Origin of the sequence: Mixta intestinalis (genome assembly GCF_009914055.1) — a bacterium.
Lineage (GTDB): Bacteria > Pseudomonadota > Gammaproteobacteria > Enterobacterales > Enterobacteriaceae > Mixta > Mixta intestinalis.
The window spans coordinates 2974514-2990469 of the sequence record NZ_CP028271.1 but is presented as its reverse complement, the minus strand read 5'-3'; the positions used below and the strand labels follow the sequence as shown (position 1 = coordinate 2990469).

The following is a 15956-nucleotide window of genomic DNA, read 5'->3' as shown; positions in this document are numbered from 1 at the left end:
GAAAAATACCGCTACTCAACTATCTCTTTGATTTATAATCCTGTGGCTAATTACTTTCAGATAAAGAGCATCAGCCGATACCGCTGGACTCCAGCAGCGTCAGGCTAAATCCCATCACCGTCATTCCGCATAAAACGCCGTAGCTGGGGTTATTGTGTGGATCGATATCTCGCGCCAGCGGCATCAGTTCATCAACAGAGAGCGCCACCATAATACCGGCGACCATCGCCATAATTGCAGCGATAACCAGCGGTGAAATTACCGGGCCGAGCAGCATAAACGCCAGCAGCCCACCTAATATTTCCGCCATGCCGGAAACCGAAGCCCAGAAAAGCGCACGCGCTTTTGACCCCGTCGCGGCATACATTGGACCCGCCACCGCCAGCCCTTCCGGAATATTATGAATCGCTACCGCCAGCGCAATGCCCAGCCCCAGTTCCAGATCGCTGCTGGCCGTAACAAAGGTGGCGATACCTTCGGGGAAATTATGCAAGCTAATGCCCAGCGTCAACAGAATAGCCGTGCGCCGCAGACTACGGGGTTTCTGGCTTGCCGCCATCAAATCCTGGGGATGTTGATGAGGCAGACAGCGATCGAGGGCGAAATAACCCAGCAGGCCCAGCAGAAACATGCCGTAGCCCATTAGCGGCGACATGCCTTGCGTATTGAGCGCGGCGGGCAGCATTTCCATCAGTGAAATTAACAGCATGATGCCAGCCGCAAATCCCAGCGCAAAAGCCAGCATTCGGTTAGAGGGTTTTTGACCCAGCACGCCTAATATCGCACCGACAAAAGTTGCGGCACCTGCCAGCAAGGTCAGCAATAAAGGAATCGACATGGCATAACCTATAATGAGAATTATTCGTATTAAGACCATGGGAATTCTGGCAAAAAGCGAAGGGGATTAGCGTAAAGTTTTGTCTGATCACCATTCAAAAAAGTTGAACATCTTGGTCATGGTTATCCGCCTGCATCCATTATGTAAAGGGCGTAAGGTGGTTTACCTAATCGATGATGCAAGGTTGAGGTTGTTATGAAACACGTGCGTATGCCAGCTCTGTTCCTGGGCCACGGTAGCCCGATGAATGTACTGGAAGAAAACCCCTATACGCAGGCGTGGCGCACGCTGGGAGAACAGCTGCCGAGGCCAAAAGCGATAGTGGCGATCTCGGCGCACTGGTATACGCGCGGGACGGCGGTAACGGCAATGGATAAGCCACGTACCATCCATGATTTCGGCGGTTTTCCGCAGGCGCTGTTTGATACTCACTATCCCGCGCCGGGAGCGCCTGCGCTGGCGCAGGAAATTGCCGATCTACTGGCACCGGTAGCGGTACATCCCGATAACGCATGGGGGTTAGATCACGGCGCCTGGGGGGTGCTGATCAAAATGTACCCCGAAGCGGATATTCCGGTCGTGCAGCTCAGCATCGATGGCACGCAGAGTGCCGCCTGGCATTTCCAGGTGGGACAGCGGCTGGCGGCGCTGCGCGAGCGCGGCGTGATGCTGGTCGCCAGCGGTAACGTGGTGCATAACCTGCGTAAGGTTCGCTGGCAGGAGGATGCGGAAGCCTGGCCCTGGGCGGCCTCTTTTAATCAGTTCGTTCAGGATAATCTGGCCTGGCAGGGTGCAGCAGAAGCGCATCCGCTGGTGAATTTTACGGAGCATGAAGGCGCGGCGCTCTCTAATCCAACACCAGAACACTATTTGCCGCTGCTCTATATTCTGGGATCGCGCCAGCCTGATGAGCCGGTAACGGTGCCGGTAAACGGGATCGTGATGTCGGCGATCAGTATGTTATCGGTTCAGGTGGGATAGCAGAGATAAAAAGGGCAGCCAGCGGCTGCCCGATAAGGCTATTCGATAAACGCGTGCGGGTAGAAACGGGAGAGATCCTGGGTAATCAGTGCGCGATCTTCACGCAGGCCAATACCGGCTGGCCGATCGTCTATTAGCCAGCTACCGATCAGCGTATAGCTGTCGCCAAACTGCGGCAGGGGATGGAACTGCTGCACGATCATGCCTTCTTCACCATAAGGGCCATCAACGCGCGCGATCTCCTGACCGCCGTCAACGATGCGAATATTTGCGCCTTCGCGTGAAAAAAGCGGCTTCACCACATATTTATCCATCGCCGGAACATTATCTTCCGCAAAATAGGCGGGCAACAGATTCGGATGATTAGGGAACATCTGCCACAGCATTGGCAGCAGCGCCTTGTTGGAAATAATGCTCTTCCAGGCTGGCTCCAGCCAGCGTACGCCCGCATCGTTCAGTTTGGTAGAGAACATCTCGCGCAGCATGAATTCCCAGGGATAGAGCTTGAACAGATTGCTGATCACCCGATCGTTGAGATCGGTAAACTGACCTTTTTCACCCAGCCCGATATCGTCGATGTAGAGAAATTCGCTGGGTAAACCTGCTTCGCTGGCGCAGTCCTGTAGATATTGCACCGTACCACGATCTTCCACGCTGTCACGGTAGCAGGCGAAGTGCAGCAGGCCGAAGCCATGCTGTTGATGCAGTACGGCGAAGCGATCGATTAACTTCTCTTGCAGACTGTTGAACTGATCGCTGCCCGCCGGGAGATTTCCGGCATTAAGCTGATCTTCCAGCCACAGCCACTGGAAGAAAGCGGCCTCATACAGTGAGGTTGGCGTGTCGGCATTGTTCTCCAGCAGCTTGGCATCACCGCTGCCGCCCCAGGCGAGATCGAGCCGGGAATAAAGCGAAGGCTGCGAGGTTTGCCAGGAGGTGCGGACGAAATCCCAGGTATGTTTCGGGATACGGAATTTAGCCAGCAGTTCTTCACTGTTAACGACTTTGTCGACCACCTGCAAACACATCTGATGCAGCTCAGCGGTGGTTTCTTCCAGATAATCCACCTGCGCCAGGGTGAACTGATAATACGCGTCTTCGCACCAGTAAGGCTCGTCATACATAGTATGAAAACCGAAGCCAAATTCGGTTGCGCGGGCGCGCCAGTCAGGACGTTCAGCAATTGCGATACGTTTCATCTGGCGCGTTAGCCTCCCAGCGAGCGGTTGCTGGTGCCGGTGGCACTGCTGCGCTGCATGGTGGCATGTTTAGCGACAGATTCACCGAATCCGCCGCGCGTTACCGTGCTGGTAGTAGCCGGTTTCGGTGCCAGCGCGGTTTTCGGTACCGTCATGGTGCGGCCCGGCGTGGCGGAGCCGTAGCTACGACCGCTGGCATCAACAAACTTGCCGTTCATCGGGCTGGCCGGATTTTTAGAGCTGAAAAGTGGCTGCGGTGCAAAACCAGCGCCGCCGCCCATCATGCGCGCCATCATATAGCCCGCCATCAGCGGCATCCAGAAGCTGCCGCTTTGATGCGCTTCCGCGTTCGCGCCGGTTGAAGATGGTGCCTGCTGGCACTGGCCTTCACCAAACTCCGCTACGCAGTCTTCGCGTGTGGCATATTTCGGCGCGGTTTTTTCCGCTTCTTTCAGCGCATTGTTATAGGCCGTGGTGCACTGGGCGCTCTGATCCGGGTTTGCTTTGCTGCAATCTTCAGCATTTTGATAAAGGGATACCGTTTCGTCGGTTTTTTCGCAGCCTGCCAGCATAAAGACGGCGGTAACAGCCAGTGCGACAGGCGTCAGATGACGGGCGCGCCAGCTCTTACGGAAGGCGTCGCGATTAATATTTTTTGTCCGTTTCATGGGGATAGTCCTCTGCCCAAAGGTAGCGCAAAGGATAGGTGAAACCGGATTAAAAATGAAGCAACAGACGGCGCTGCGCCTGCATCTTTACGTAGCTATACGTTCAAATGCGAGCAAGAGACGTTTCAGCATCAGAGGAGAGGAAAATGAGAGGCGGCGGTCGCGCTGGATATCGCTTTAGCGACCGCCGGATAACAGCAATTTAGTGGCGGAACGGGTTACCGCTCTGGCTTGCTGCGGCAGCTGGCGCTGCGCTTTCTGCATTCTGATTCGAGGCGGATTGCAGCGGTGTACCGCGATCGGCTGCTGCATCCTGCTGCGGATTTTCCGGCGCGACCGTGTCCGGTGACGTCGGGATCTCTTTACCGAGGCTGGCGTTCAGCGTCGCCAGATCCTGCTCGTTCAGCGTGCCCAGCGCAGATTTAATATTTAACTGATTAATCAGGTAATCATAGCGTGCATCGGAAAGCTGCTGCTTGGCGTTGTACAGCGTAGTGGTGGCGTCCAGCACATCAACGATGGTACGCGTACCAACCTGATAACCTGCTTCCATCGCATCCAGAGAGCTTTGCGCAGACACTACCGCCTGTTTGTAGGCGTCAATGCTGCTGATAGAGGCATTAATGTTATTGAAAGAGGACCGTACCGTCTGCACCGTGGAGCGATGTGCGCTTTCCAGCTGCTCGCTGGCGCTGACGAAAGCGTACTGTGCCTGTTTCACGCGTGAAGATACCGCGCCACCGTTATAAAGCGGCAGGTTAAAGCTCAGGCCAACCTGGTTATTACCGGTAATGCTGTCGCTCTGTACCGAACGGCTGCCGCCATATTTGTTGTTCGACATATTGGTCGAGGCGCTCAAATCGAGCGTCGGCAAGTGACCAGATTCTTCAGAGCGGATCTGCTCACGCGCCAAATCCTGTGACAGACGTGCCGAAAGCAGGTTGAGGTTACGGCTTTCCGCCTCTTTCAGCAGCGCGTTAACCGGCTGCGGTTTATCGGTGCGGAAGCGATCGATGTTCAGCGAGGCGAGCGTCGGGTAGTAGTTACCGGTGACCTGACGCAGCGTTTCTACCGCGTTATCAAGCGCGTTACGCGCTGAGACTTCATTCGCCAGCACGTTATCATACTGAGCGCGGGCGTTCTGCACGTCGGTAATCGCTACCAGACCCACGTTGAAGCGCTGGGTGGTTTGATCGAGCTGGCGATAGATAGATTGTTTCTGTGCTTCGATATAGGAGAGCGAATCGATCGCGCGCAGCACGTTAAAATAGGCGGTGGCGGTGTTCAGCATCAGATTCTGTTGCGATGCCTGATAGCTGACATCCTGAATACCGGCGTTTTTTTCCTGCAACGTCAGGGCGCGCCATTTGCTCATATCGAACAGGGTTTGCGTCAGGCGCAGCGAGCCACTGGTCGTATTCGAGTGAGTATCACGACTGTCGCGATAGCCGCTGTTATAGGTATAATCAGCGCCCAGACCTAACTGAGGCAGTAATGGGCTGCGTGCTTCGTTAATCTTTTCAAATGCCGCGTCACGGTCAGCTGCTGAGCTGCGCAGATCGGGGTTAGTCAATCGGGCCTGTTGATAAATCTGCAGCAGGTTCTCCGCCTGACTTGCTACGCTGAAGCCGCCCAGGCTCAGGCCAATTAATAAAGGGAGCAGTTTCTTCATTTGCATTCCTTGTAGTGCAGCAAAGTTTACTATGGTAGCGCTGACTTAAGCGAAAAAATATGCGCCGATTCTAACAGAGTGTGCCAGATTGAGAAGTTGGCTGAACGTGCCATCTTCCGTTAATTTACGTAAATAATTCAGAAAGAACCACCCTTCCTGGCGGAGCGTAATTGAAACGTCTCGTTCTCGCCACCACTGTAAAGGACACCGGCTTTATGGTTAAGAAAACAAAATACCCAGTGACTTTCGGCAAAAACGATGTAGAAATTATTGCACGCGAGCCGCTGTATGAAGGATTTTTTTCTTTAATCCGCTATCGCTTTCGTCATCGCCTGTTTAACGGGCAGATGAGTAACGAAGTGGTGCGCGAAGTTTTTGAGCGCGGGCACGCGGCAGTCCTGCTACCCTATGATCCCCTGCGCGATGAAGTGGTGCTAATCGAACAGATCCGCATACCCGCTTATGATACCAGCCCGACGCCCTGGCTACTGGAACTGGTGGCCGGGATCATTGAGCCTGGTGAAAGCGTGGAGCAGGTAGTGCGCCGTGAGGCGATGGAAGAGGCGGGACTGACGGTAGAACGCGTGCAGCCGATTATTAACTACCTGGCAAGTCCGGGTGGCACCAGCGAGCGCTTGTCGGTGCTGGTGGGAGAAGTGGATGCCAGCGTGGCACAAGGATGCCACGGTCTGGAGGATGAGAATGAGGATATTCTTGTGCATGTGGTGAGTCGCGAACAGGCTTACCGCTGGGTGGAAGAGGGGAAAATTGATAACGCGGCGTCCGTCATCGCTCTGCAATGGCTGATGTTGCACTATGAGAAATTGCGAAAAGAGTGGAATCCAACATGATCAAGCGCTACGTCCCTGATTTTCCCGAAATGATGCGGCTAAGCGAAACCAATTTCGCCCAGCTGCGTCGTTTGCTGCCACGCGACGATGAGGCGGGGGCTTCGGTGACCTATCAGGTAAACGGCGCCAGCTACAGCATTACCGTTATTGAATCTACGCGCTACACCACGCTGGTGGAGATCCGTCAAACCGCGCCCGCCGTCAGCTACTGGAGTCTCCCTTCCATGTCTGTCAGGCTATATCATGACGCGATGGTTGCTGAAGTGTGTTCAACGCAGCAGATCTATCGCTTTAAAGCGCGCTATGATTATCCGAACAAAAAGTTACACCAGCGTGATGAAAAACATCAGATCAACCAGTTCCTCGCTGACTGGCTGCGTTATTGTCTGTCGCACGGCGCGATGGCCGTTCCGGCCTGGTAAGCCGCAATAACCTTGATATGGCGTAAAGATTAAGGAAACTCTTTGGATAGCCTGCTAGAACTTCCTGTGGTGAGTGGGGCCAGTATCAGGATATTACAAATTACGGACACCCACCTTTTTTCAGGCAGACATGAGACGCTACTGGGCGTCAATACCTGGGCCAGTTTCAACGCGGTACTGGAGGCCATTGAGGCTGAACAGCCGTCGATCGATCTGATTATCGCTACCGGCGATCTGGCACAGGACCATTCGTCTGAAGCCTATCGGCACTTTGCTGAGGGTATTGCGCGCTTGCCTGCTCCCTGCGTCTGGTTGCCCGGCAACCACGATTTTCAGCCCGCGATGTTTGAAACGCTGGCGCGGTCGGGCATTGCTGAAGCCAAACAGGTGCTGATGGGCGATCGCTGGCAGCTGGTGCTGCTTGATAGTCAGGTAGCGGGCGTGCCGCATGGTATGCTGAGCGATTATCAGCTCGACTGGCTGGAAAAAACGCTGGCGCAAACTGCCGATCGCCATACGCTGGTCTTGTTGCATCATCATCCGCTGCCGTCGGGCTGTTCGTGGCTCGATCAGCACAGCCTGCGCAACGCCCACGCGCTTGCCGCCGTACTGCAACGCTATCCGCTGGCGAAAACGCTGGTTTGCGGTCATATTCATCAGGAGATGGATGTAGACTGGCACGGTTGCCGCCTGCTGGCGACGCCGTCCACCTGCGTACAGTTCAAGCCACACTGCACTAACTTTACGATTGATGCCGTGGCACCGGGCTGGCGCTGGCTGGAACTGGCTGAGAACGGTGCGGTGCAGACCTGGGTCAACCGTTTGGGAAATCGCGCCTTTACGCCCGATCTCGATTCCGAAGGTTACTAAGCTATGGCAACGCTGCTTTATCTGCACGGTTTCAACAGTTCGCCCGCTTCGGCGAAAGCAACGCTGTTGCAGCGCTGGCTGTCGATGCACCATCCTGAGGTCACGATGCTGGTGCCGCAGCTACCCGCTTATCCTGGCGATGCGGCGCAAATGCTGGAAGAGATCGTGATGGCGCGTGCGGGAGAAAACCTCGGTATCGTTGGCTCTTCGCTGGGCGGCTACTACGCGACCTGGCTGTCGCAATGCTTTACGTTACCGGCGGTAGTGGTTAACCCGGCGGTACGGCCTTTTGACCTGTTGCTCAATTATTTGGGCGTCAACGAGAATCCATACACGGGCCAGCAATATGTGTTAGAGTCTCGCCACATTTACGATCTGAAAGTCATGCAGATTGACCCGCTGGAGTCGCCAGATTTGATCTGGCTGCTGCAACAGACAGGGGATGAAGTGCTCGATTATCGTCAGGCGCTGGCATATTACCAGGCCTGCCGCCAAACGGTGGAAGAGGGCGGCAACCACGCCTTTCACGGCTTTGAACGCTTTTTCCCTGCGATTCTTGACTTTATCGGTCTGAATCACGCCTGACACCGCGGGATCGTATACCTATTTTAACGCTACCAATTCAGAACGATACGATGACTCAATCCAGCTATAACGCTGATGCCATTGAGGTACTCAGCGGCCTCGAACCCGTTCGTCGTCGTCCGGGAATGTACACCGACACCTCACGCCCTAACCATCTGGGCCAGGAGGTGATCGATAACAGCGTTGATGAAGCGTTGGCCGGCCATGCGAAGCGCGTGGAAGTGATCCTGCACGCCGATCAGTCACTGGAGGTGATTGATGACGGACGTGGGATGCCGGTAGACATTCACCCGGAAGAGGGCGTACCGGCGGTCGAGCTGATTCTCTGCCGCCTGCACGCGGGCGGTAAATTCTCTAATAAAAACTACCAGTTCTCCGGCGGCCTGCACGGCGTAGGGATCTCGGTGGTTAACGCCCTGTCAAAAAGGGTGGAAGTCACCGTACGCCGTAACGGTGAAGTGTACGACATCGCCTTTGAAAACGGCGATAAGGTGCAGGACCTGACCGTTACCGGGACGGTGGCTAAACGCAACACCGGTACCCGCGTACACTTCTGGCCGGACGGCAGCTTCTTTGACAGCCCGCGCTTTTCCGTATCGCGCCTGTCGCATCTGTTGAAAGCGAAAGCGGTGCTTTGTCCGGGCGTTGAGATCGTTTTCAAAGATAAGGTGAACAACACCGAGCAGCGCTGGTGCTATCAGGATGGCCTGACCGACTACCTGAGCGAGGCGATCAACGGCCTGATCACCCTGCCGGAAACGCCGTTTGTCGGCAGTTTCTCCGGCGATGTTGAAGCGGTGGACTGGGCGCTGCTCTGGCTGCCGGAAGGCGGCGAGCTGCTGACCGAAAGCTACGTCAACCTGATTCCTACCATGCAGGGCGGCACGCACGTTAACGGTCTGCGTCAGGGGCTGCTCGATGCGATGCGCGAGTTTTGCGAATACCGCAACATTCTGCCACGCGGCGTGAAGCTTTCGGCGGAAGATATCTGGGATCGCTGCGCCTATGTATTGTCAGTAAAAATGCAGGATCCGCAGTTTGCCGGTCAGACCAAAGAGCGCCTCTCCTCGCGTCAGTGCGCGGCCTTTGTCTCTGGCGTAGTGAAAGATGCCTTCAGCCTGTGGCTGAACCAGAACGTGCAGGCGGCGGAACAGCTGGCGGAACTGGCAATTGCCAGCGCCCAGCGTCGTATGCGCGCTGCCAAAAAGGTGGTGCGTAAGAAGCTAACCAGCGGCCCGGCATTGCCAGGTAAACTCGCTGACTGTACCGCGCAGGATCTGGCGAAAACCGAACTGTTTCTGGTGGAAGGGGATTCCGCAGGCGGCTCCGCCAAGCAGGCACGCGATCGTGAATATCAGGCGATCATGCCGCTGAAAGGAAAAATCCTGAACACCTGGGAAGTCTCTTCAGATGAGGTGCTGGCTTCACAGGAAGTACACGATATCTCCGTGGCGATCGGCATCGATCCCGACAGTGAAGATCTCAGCCAGCTACGCTACGGCAAGATCTGTATCCTGGCGGATGCGGATTCCGATGGCCTGCATATCGCCACGCTGCTCTGCGCGCTGTTTGTGCGCCACTTCCGTTCGCTGGTGAAGGGCGGTCACGTCTATGTGGCGATGCCGCCGCTCTACCGTATCGATCTTGGCAAAGAGGTCTGGTACGCGCTGGATGAAGAAGAGAAAGATGGCGTGCTGGAGCAGCTGAAGCGTAAAAAGGGTAAACCGAACGTACAGCGCTTTAAAGGGCTGGGTGAGATGAACCCGATCCAGCTGCGCGAAACTACGCTCGATCCTAACACGCGCCGCCTGGTGCAGCTGACGGTTGAGGATGAGGATATCGAGCAAACGCTGGCGGTAATGGATATGTTACTGGCCAAGAAGCGTTCTGAAGATCGCCGCAACTGGCTGCAAGAGAAAGGGGACAAGGCGGAAATCGAAGTATAGCCGCTTATCGCAGAGGAACTGGAGAACGGTTCCTCTGCTCACTGACGTGGCTGGTGCATCGCTGGATTATATTAGCGGGCCAGCACGTTATCCTGCCTGTTTCACACCTTATTAAATAAAAGCCGTTGAGTGATAAAATTAACGCCATTTGGGTGTGCTTTTCGCTAAATAAGGCTACGTGAATTCTTGCTTTTATCTGCCATGTTAATAATAGAGCTGTAACGTCATCGGGCGGATAAAGATTTACATCAGAAATATGAAAAAAATTCGCTGTAAAAATAACTGATTAATATTCTGGGTTTACCAATTTTTATAATGGGTTAACTGCCTGACTTTTCCCTGGAGCTGTTTGCACAGAAGACAATTTTGTTAAGCTGGTTTCGGTAAAATATACAATCTGTTGTGAGAGTTAAAGAAAATATAATGACTGTCGCTCTTTGTGATAATTACTGAAAGTAGTTAAGGCTTTTTTTAATACAGGTAAGAAAAGTTTCATGACGAAGATCTCGTTTTAACGTATTAATATAGATCGACAAAGAGAGATGAAGAATAAAAGGCAGAGTACGGCTTCCATCCGTTGCTTTTTCCGGGCGTCGGAATAACAGCCCTTCTCCATTCTCATACGCCTCTTTAAGCCAGACGGCATTGTCTATGCGCCGCGTCTGTCTGTTATGTCCGCACTGATACATTTCATCAAGCACGTGGCGAAAGGCGGGGAGCTGGTCCAGATTATGCTCAAAAAGTACCGGCTTATCTTTCCAGTCATCTTCGCCTGACGAGACATAGTGCAGTTCCAGCATCTGATCGGCTCGAAATATCTCAAAGTTAGGCAACAAAACCGTTGGCTGCAAGCTAATAAAAATATCATCATCGGTATGCATATTTCCCGCATACCTTATTGTGTTTTTTTTCGGCAGCGCAGGCTGACATTTAGCCAGCAGATCCGCCATAAGGCTATGACCAGCCTGTGGTGAAGATATCCTGAAATCTCTCTCTGCGGTGGGATGATGAAACTGCGTCAGAGCGCTGTAGTGCGGATAAAGCTGCTGATAAACGTTGTCTGCTGCTTCGGTAGGAATAAGGCGGTTACGTTCTAAAATAAAAAGCTGCTCGCCCAGCCACTCCTCCGTTAGTTTCAGCATGCGGGTGATGGGTGGTACTGTCAAACAAAGCTTGTCCGCCGCTGATTTGAGATTCTTTTCTTCATATAAAATGATAAATACACGCATGGCTCTGGTGATAAACATAGTAGTCCTTAAAATGTTTTTGGAGAGTATGGTTATATCTCTGAATTCATTATTTGTTATCTGTCTGCGGTATGGTTTTTAGTTGCGTAGAAAATATTTTTTCTTCTGTCGGAAAACTCCTGTAGCTAATGGAAATAATCTTCCTTATCTAACGTGTTTTTAACGTGCGCTATTGGCATTTTTTTTTGCCATAGCGTAACGCAAACCTTTGCGTCAGCCATTCTACAGAACCGGTTATTGCCGTGCGGGCGGTCTGTGATAGCTGATATTGATTCAGTGTTAATTATTATTCGTCTAACAATAAACATTGTTTATACCAGATTCGCTTCTGTGTTCCCTGTTCGTTAGTCTGCCAGTAGATCGCAGAATGATAAGCGGTCCGCTGGTGACCGGGGCAGCATTCCCGGCGGGTGAAAAAAGTTTGGACAGGAGTGTTCCTTTCCGTATCTAAAGGAGAAAAAGATGATTACGAAACCTTTTCCTGATGACCTGTGGATTGTTTCATGGATGGTGGTGGGTTTTTTTTCCGCCTGGAGTGGAGTAGTCCGCTACCTGATGGATCATCCAACAGGTAAATGGTCTTGTGCAGGCATGATATCGCAGGTGGTTATTTCCGGTTTCACCGGGTTTTTAGGTGGTTTTTACGCCTATGAATATAACTACAGCGGCGTAATGACCATAGCAATGGCTGGCGTAAGCGGGACATTTGGCGGCAGCCTGTTACGCTGGCTATGGCTGCGTTTTATTCGACAGGGTGAAAAACCGTATTGATAAATCAGTTAAGGGAAGAAACAGGCAGATGCAACGGGTAACGCAAAGGAGGCGTCACGCTGAAATTATCAGGACAGATAACAGCAAAGACAACGTGAATAAAAGCGGGATACAGAGTGGCTTATAACACACTAAACACAGCCGGACTGACATTATGCGGTTTCAGACGCAGCTAACCTCATCGTCGCAGGATTGACCGACAGGCAGAAAATAGCGCCGTTGTTAAATTTGATATAAGCGTGGTTGGGCTAAAGGTTGCGCGTAGGGTACGGCGTCAGTCTGGCTGCTGTCCAACCGTACGGGTTGATCGGAGAAAAAGCGACAGGCCAATGAAAATAACCGGCCCGCCGCGGTTAAAGCAGATTCTCGGCTACAGCGCCGAAGCGTCAGGCACCGCGTCAGAAGGATCTTCCATCACCAGAATTTTCACATCCAGCACATCATCCTTAATGCGCTCGCGGTGCGCATCCATATGTGGCTGCTGTTGATGCTGTTCTAAATGACGCAGACTTTCCCAATATTCCAGCATAAAAATGGAATCAGGCTGATTCTGTTTCCACGGCACCTGCGCCTGGTGATCCACTAACGCTTTATATTTACTACAGCCGTCCTCCTGAAGAACGGTTGGCGTTAGCTCGCGTATTGCCGCCAGTACCGCCTCGCGACGGCCCGGTTTAACGCAAATTTCGGCTACCACTGTCAGCATAATAAGCCCCTGGTAAAATATAGAGCTTTAAGTTAAGCAAAGATTTTGCCCAGGTGCTCACGGTAGCGCTCGATATCACGTGGGATATCTGGCTGTTTAATCACGTCGTTACAGATAAAGGTAGGCAGACCTTCCATGCCGAGGAACTGATTGGCTTTATGGAAGTGCAGATAGAGCCCATCCACGCCCACGCCTTCAAAGAACTGCTCTGGATCGGTAAAGGCTTCCAGCGGCGCGTTCCAGGTCAGCGACAGCATATATTTTTTGCCTTGCAGCAGGCCGCCAGAGCCATATTTTTTGCTGGCGTCGGAACGGGTACGTCCATCGCTGGCGTACAGGGAGCCATGACCTTCGGTAAAGACTTCGTCGATATATTTTTTCATAATCCACGGCTCGCCCATCCACCAGCCCGGCATCTGATAGATCACTACGTCGCTGGCGAGATAGTTCTGCACTTCCTGCTGAATATCATAGCCGTCATCAATACGCGTTACCTGCACCTCATGGCCCAGATCGCGTAAGAAAGTCTCAGCTACGTTGGTCATGGTGTGGTTCAGCTCACCGTTTGAGTGGGCGAATTTTTTGCCCGCGTCAAGAATCAAAATCTTACTCATTATGCGTTGCTCCGTTAATAAAGGCTGAGGGCAGTGTACGCGTGCAGCCGGTGAAGAAAAATGTACGTTTGATCATAACACTTTTGCGGCTGAGGCAATAATCGTCACTCAATATGAAGTAAAAATGGATAAAGCGGACAAGAGAAACTGCCGCTTCAGCCGATGACTAATCTGTGACATCGCCGCATCAGATAAGGTACTATCTTCGCCAAACAGATCGTCATGCGGTGCGCTGCTGCCTGCCGCAACGTGAGGAATAATTAATGAGTGACTTGACGCAGGATGGTGCAGAGCGTCTTGCTCTGCATAAGTTTACCGAGAATGCGTACCTGAACTACTCCATGTACGTCATCATGGACAGGGCGCTTCCCTATATTGGCGATGGCCTGAAGCCGGTACAGCGTCGTATCGTCTATGCGATGTCGGAGCTGGGGCTGAACGCCAGCGCAAAATTTAAAAAATCGGCGCGTACCGTGGGTGACGTGCTGGGTAAATATCATCCGCACGGCGATAGCGCCTGCTATGAGGCGATGGTGCTGATGGCGCAGCCGTTCTCCTATCGCTATCCGCTGGTGGATGGACAGGGTAACTGGGGCGCGCCGGACGATCCGAAATCTTTCGCCGCCATGCGTTATACCGAATCGCGTCTGTCGCGCTACGCTGAAGTGCTGCTGGGTGAACTGGGGCAGGGTACGGTTGATTTTGTGCCGAACTTTGATGGCACCCTGAGCGAGCCGAAAATGCTGCCGGCGCGCCTGCCGAACATCCTGTTGAACGGCACCACCGGTATCGCCGTGGGTATGGCAACCGATATTCCGCCGCACAATCTGCGGGAAGTGGCGCAGGCGACTATCGCGCTGATCGATAACCCAAAAACCAGCCTGGACGATCTGCTGGAGATTGTTCAGGGGCCGGATTTCCCTACCGAAGCAGAAATCATCACGCCGCGTGACGAGATACGTAAGATCTACCAAAACGGGCGCGGATCGGTACGTCAGCGTGCGGTATGGAAAAAAGAGGATGGCGACGTGGTGATTACCGCGCTGCCGCATCAGGTTTCCGGCGCGCGCGTGCTGGAGCAGATCGCTACCCAGATGCGCAATAAAAAGCTGCCGATGGTTGAGGATCTGCGCGATGAGTCGGATCACGAGAACCCGACGCGTTTGGTACTGGTGCCGCGTTCAAACCGCGTCGATCTCGATCAGGTGATGAACCATCTGTTCGCCACCACCGATCTGGAAAAAAGCTACCGTATCAACCTGAATATGATCGGGCTGGATAACCGTCCGGCGGTGAAAAACCTGCTGGAAATCCTGAGCGAATGGCTGGTGTTCCGACGCGATACGGTGCGCCGTCGTCTGCAATATCGTCTGGATAAGGTGCTGAAGCGCCTGCATATCCTTGAAGGCCTGCTGGTTGCTTTCCTTAATATTGATGAAGTGATTGAGATCATCCGCAGCGAGGATCAGCCGAAACCTGCGCTGATGTCGCGTTTCGGCATCAGCGAAACCCAGGCGGAAGCGATTCTGGAGTTGAAGCTGCGCCACCTGGCGAAGCTGGAAGAGATGAAGATTCGCGGCGAGCAGAGCGAGCTGGAAAAAGAGCGTGACAGCCTACAGGCGACGCTGGCCTCCGAGCGCCGTATGAATACGCTGTTGAAAAAAGAGCTGCTGGCAGACAGCGAAGCCTACGGCGACGATCGTCGTTCACCGCTGAACGAGCGGGAAGAGGCGAAGGCGATTAGCGAAAACGAACTGGTGCCGTCCGAGCCGGTTACCATTGTACTGTCGCAGATGGGCTGGGTGCGTAGCGCCAAAGGCCACGATATCGATCCTACGGGGCTAAGCTATAAAGCGGGCGACAGCTATCTGGCCGCCGCACGCGGTAAAAGCAACCAGCCGGTGGCCTTTATCGACTCCACCGGGCGCAGCTATACGCTCGATCCTACCACGTTGCCATCGGCGCGTAGCCAGGGCGAGCCGCTGACCGGCAAGCTGACGCCGCCGCCGGGTGCGGTGATTGAGCAGGTGCTGATGGAGGCGGAAGATCAGCGATTGCTGATGGCCTCTGATGCCGGTTATGGATTCGTTTGTACTTTTGCCGATCTGATCTCGCGCAACCGTGCCGGTAAAGCGCTGCTAACGCTGCCGGAAAACGCTAAAGTCATTACGCCGATGGCGATTCACAGCGACGACGATATGCTGCTGGCGATTACCGCGGCGGGACGTATGCTGATGTTCCCGGTGGGCGATCTGCCGCAGCTGTCGAAAGGTAAAGGCAACAAAATTATCTCTATTCCGTCGGCCCAGGCCGCCAGCGGTGAAGATCGCCTCGCCTGGCTCTACCTGCTGCCGCCGGGCAGTGCGGTCACGCTTCATGTTGGCAAGCGCAAGCTTACGTTACGCCCGGAAGAACTACAGAAGTTCCGTGCCGAGCGCGGACGTCGCGGGACGCTGCTGCCGCGTGGTTTGCAGCGCATCGATCGCGTCGAGATTGACGCACCGGCACGCGCCGTTTCTGACGACAGCGAAGCCTGATCGCGGGCAAGGAGTCCGGCGCACCGTGCAGACGGGCGCCGGGGCAGTA

General features: G+C 53.7%; 15 protein-coding genes. 8 read left to right on the top strand and 7 right to left on the bottom strand.

Annotated elements, in window-relative coordinates; translation table 11 throughout:
• Nucleotides 1-70: 70 nt before the first annotated feature.
• On the bottom strand, nucleotides 71-838 hold the full coding sequence (gene zupT, locus C7M51_RS13790) for a zinc transporter ZupT (protein ID WP_160622318.1): 768 nt from the start codon (nucleotides 836-838) through the stop codon (nucleotides 71-73).
• 195 nt (nucleotides 839-1033) lie between these two features.
• Here zupT and ygiD point away from each other — a divergent pair, with 195 nt between their 5' ends.
• A complete protein-coding gene (gene ygiD / locus C7M51_RS13785; protein ID WP_160622317.1) occupies nucleotides 1034-1819 on the top strand; it encodes a 4,5-DOPA-extradiol-dioxygenase in 786 nt (261 codons plus the stop codon).
• 38 nt (nucleotides 1820-1857) lie between these two features.
• Here ygiD and C7M51_RS13780 read toward each other — a convergent pair whose 3' ends face one another.
• The 3 genes from C7M51_RS13780 to tolC form a co-directional block, all read right to left on the bottom strand.
• The gene (locus C7M51_RS13780) at nucleotides 1858-3018 is read right to left on the bottom strand and encodes a glutathionylspermidine synthase family protein (RefSeq protein WP_160622316.1); all 1161 of its coding nucleotides are present in this window, start codon (nucleotides 3016-3018) and stop codon (nucleotides 1858-1860) included.
• An 8-nt stretch (nucleotides 3019-3026) separates the two neighbouring features.
• Nucleotides 3027-3686 carry a DUF1190 family protein gene (locus tag C7M51_RS13775; protein WP_160622315.1) on the bottom strand — a complete coding sequence of 220 codons (660 nt, stop codon included), beginning with the start codon at nucleotides 3684-3686 and terminating at the stop codon, nucleotides 3027-3029.
• 202 nt (nucleotides 3687-3888) lie between these two features.
• On the bottom strand, nucleotides 3889-5358 hold the full coding sequence (gene tolC / locus C7M51_RS13770; RefSeq protein ID WP_160622314.1) for an outer membrane channel protein TolC: 1470 nt from the start codon (nucleotides 5356-5358) through the stop codon (nucleotides 3889-3891).
• 215 nt (nucleotides 5359-5573) lie between these two features.
• Here tolC and nudF point away from each other — a divergent pair, with 215 nt between their 5' ends.
• The 5 genes from nudF to parE are packed head-to-tail and all read left to right on the top strand — an operon-like array spanning nucleotide 5574 to nucleotide 10032.
• Entirely contained in the window at nucleotides 5574-6209 is a 636-nt protein-coding gene (gene nudF / locus C7M51_RS13765) for an ADP-ribose diphosphatase (RefSeq protein WP_160622313.1), read from the top strand.
• A complete protein-coding gene (locus C7M51_RS13760; RefSeq protein WP_160622312.1) occupies nucleotides 6206-6631 on the top strand; it encodes a DUF1249 family protein in 426 nt (141 codons plus the stop codon). Before nudF ends, C7M51_RS13760 begins: the two co-directional genes overlap by 4 nt.
• Nucleotides 6632-6673: 42 nt before the next feature.
• Nucleotides 6674-7501, top strand: a complete 828-nt coding sequence (gene cpdA, locus C7M51_RS13755; RefSeq protein WP_160622311.1) for a 3',5'-cyclic-AMP phosphodiesterase — start codon at nucleotides 6674-6676, stop codon at nucleotides 7499-7501.
• A 3-nt stretch (nucleotides 7502-7504) separates the two neighbouring features.
• On the top strand, nucleotides 7505-8086 hold the full coding sequence (gene yqiA, locus C7M51_RS13750) for an esterase YqiA (RefSeq protein WP_160622310.1): 582 nt from the start codon (nucleotides 7505-7507) through the stop codon (nucleotides 8084-8086).
• A 50-nt stretch (nucleotides 8087-8136) separates the two neighbouring features.
• A complete protein-coding gene (parE, locus tag C7M51_RS13745; protein WP_160622309.1) occupies nucleotides 8137-10032 on the top strand; it encodes a DNA topoisomerase IV subunit B in 1896 nt (631 codons plus the stop codon).
• Nucleotides 10033-10478: 446 nt separating this feature from the next.
• Here parE and C7M51_RS13740 read toward each other — a convergent pair whose 3' ends face one another.
• Nucleotides 10479-11279, bottom strand: a complete 801-nt coding sequence (locus C7M51_RS13740; RefSeq protein ID WP_160622308.1) for a helix-turn-helix domain-containing protein — start codon at nucleotides 11277-11279, stop codon at nucleotides 10479-10481.
• Nucleotides 11280-11741: 462 nt separating this feature from the next.
• Between C7M51_RS13740 and C7M51_RS13735 the strand changes: the two genes are divergently transcribed.
• Nucleotides 11742-12050, top strand: coding sequence for a phage holin family protein (locus C7M51_RS13735; RefSeq protein WP_160622307.1), 309 nt, complete (start codon nucleotides 11742-11744; stop codon nucleotides 12048-12050).
• A gap of 370 nt (nucleotides 12051-12420) precedes the next feature.
• Here the strand turns inward: C7M51_RS13735 and C7M51_RS13730 are convergent, their stop codons facing one another.
• Nucleotides 12421-12756, bottom strand: a complete 336-nt coding sequence (locus C7M51_RS13730) for a putative quinol monooxygenase (RefSeq protein ID WP_160622306.1) — start codon at nucleotides 12754-12756, stop codon at nucleotides 12421-12423.
• Nucleotides 12757-12788: 32 nt separating this feature from the next.
• Nucleotides 12789-13370, bottom strand: a complete 582-nt coding sequence (locus C7M51_RS13725) for an NAD(P)H-dependent oxidoreductase (protein WP_160622305.1) — start codon at nucleotides 13368-13370, stop codon at nucleotides 12789-12791.
• A 263-nt stretch (nucleotides 13371-13633) separates the two neighbouring features.
• Here C7M51_RS13725 and parC point away from each other — a divergent pair, with 263 nt between their 5' ends.
• Nucleotides 13634-15907: a DNA topoisomerase IV subunit A gene (gene parC, locus C7M51_RS13720; protein ID WP_160622304.1), complete on the top strand. Its 2274-nt coding sequence runs from the start codon at nucleotides 13634-13636 to the stop codon at nucleotides 15905-15907.
• The last annotated feature ends 49 nt before the right edge of the window (nucleotides 15908-15956 follow it).

Coding starts and splice junctions, on each gene's coding strand:
- C7M51_RS13780 (WP_160622316.1), bottom strand. CDS start 3,018: ATGAAACGTATCGCAATTGCTGAACGTCCTGACTGGCGCGCCCGCGCA.
- C7M51_RS13740 (WP_160622308.1), bottom strand. CDS start 11,279: ATGTTTATCACCAGAGCCATGCGTGTATTTATCATTTTATATGAAGAA.
- C7M51_RS13730 (WP_160622306.1), bottom strand. CDS start 12,756: ATGCTGACAGTGGTAGCCGAAATTTGCGTTAAACCGGGCCGTCGCGAG.
- parC (WP_160622304.1), top strand. CDS start 13,634: ATGAGTGACTTGACGCAGGATGGTGCAGAGCGTCTTGCTCTGCATAAG.
- C7M51_RS13735 (WP_160622307.1), top strand. CDS start 11,742: ATGATTACGAAACCTTTTCCTGATGACCTGTGGATTGTTTCATGGATG.
- tolC (WP_160622314.1), bottom strand. CDS start 5,358: ATGAAGAAACTGCTCCCTTTATTAATTGGCCTGAGCCTGGGCGGCTTC.
- C7M51_RS13760 (WP_160622312.1), top strand. CDS start 6,206: ATGATCAAGCGCTACGTCCCTGATTTTCCCGAAATGATGCGGCTAAGC.
- nudF (WP_160622313.1), top strand. CDS start 5,574: ATGGTTAAGAAAACAAAATACCCAGTGACTTTCGGCAAAAACGATGTA.
- C7M51_RS13725 (WP_160622305.1), bottom strand. CDS start 13,370: ATGAGTAAGATTTTGATTCTTGACGCGGGCAAAAAATTCGCCCACTCA.
- yqiA (WP_160622310.1), top strand. CDS start 7,505: ATGGCAACGCTGCTTTATCTGCACGGTTTCAACAGTTCGCCCGCTTCG.
- C7M51_RS13775 (WP_160622315.1), bottom strand. CDS start 3,686: ATGAAACGGACAAAAAATATTAATCGCGACGCCTTCCGTAAGAGCTGG.
- zupT (WP_160622318.1), bottom strand. CDS start 838: ATGTCGATTCCTTTATTGCTGACCTTGCTGGCAGGTGCCGCAACTTTT.
- parE (WP_160622309.1), top strand. CDS start 8,137: ATGACTCAATCCAGCTATAACGCTGATGCCATTGAGGTACTCAGCGGC.
- ygiD (WP_160622317.1), top strand. CDS start 1,034: ATGAAACACGTGCGTATGCCAGCTCTGTTCCTGGGCCACGGTAGCCCG.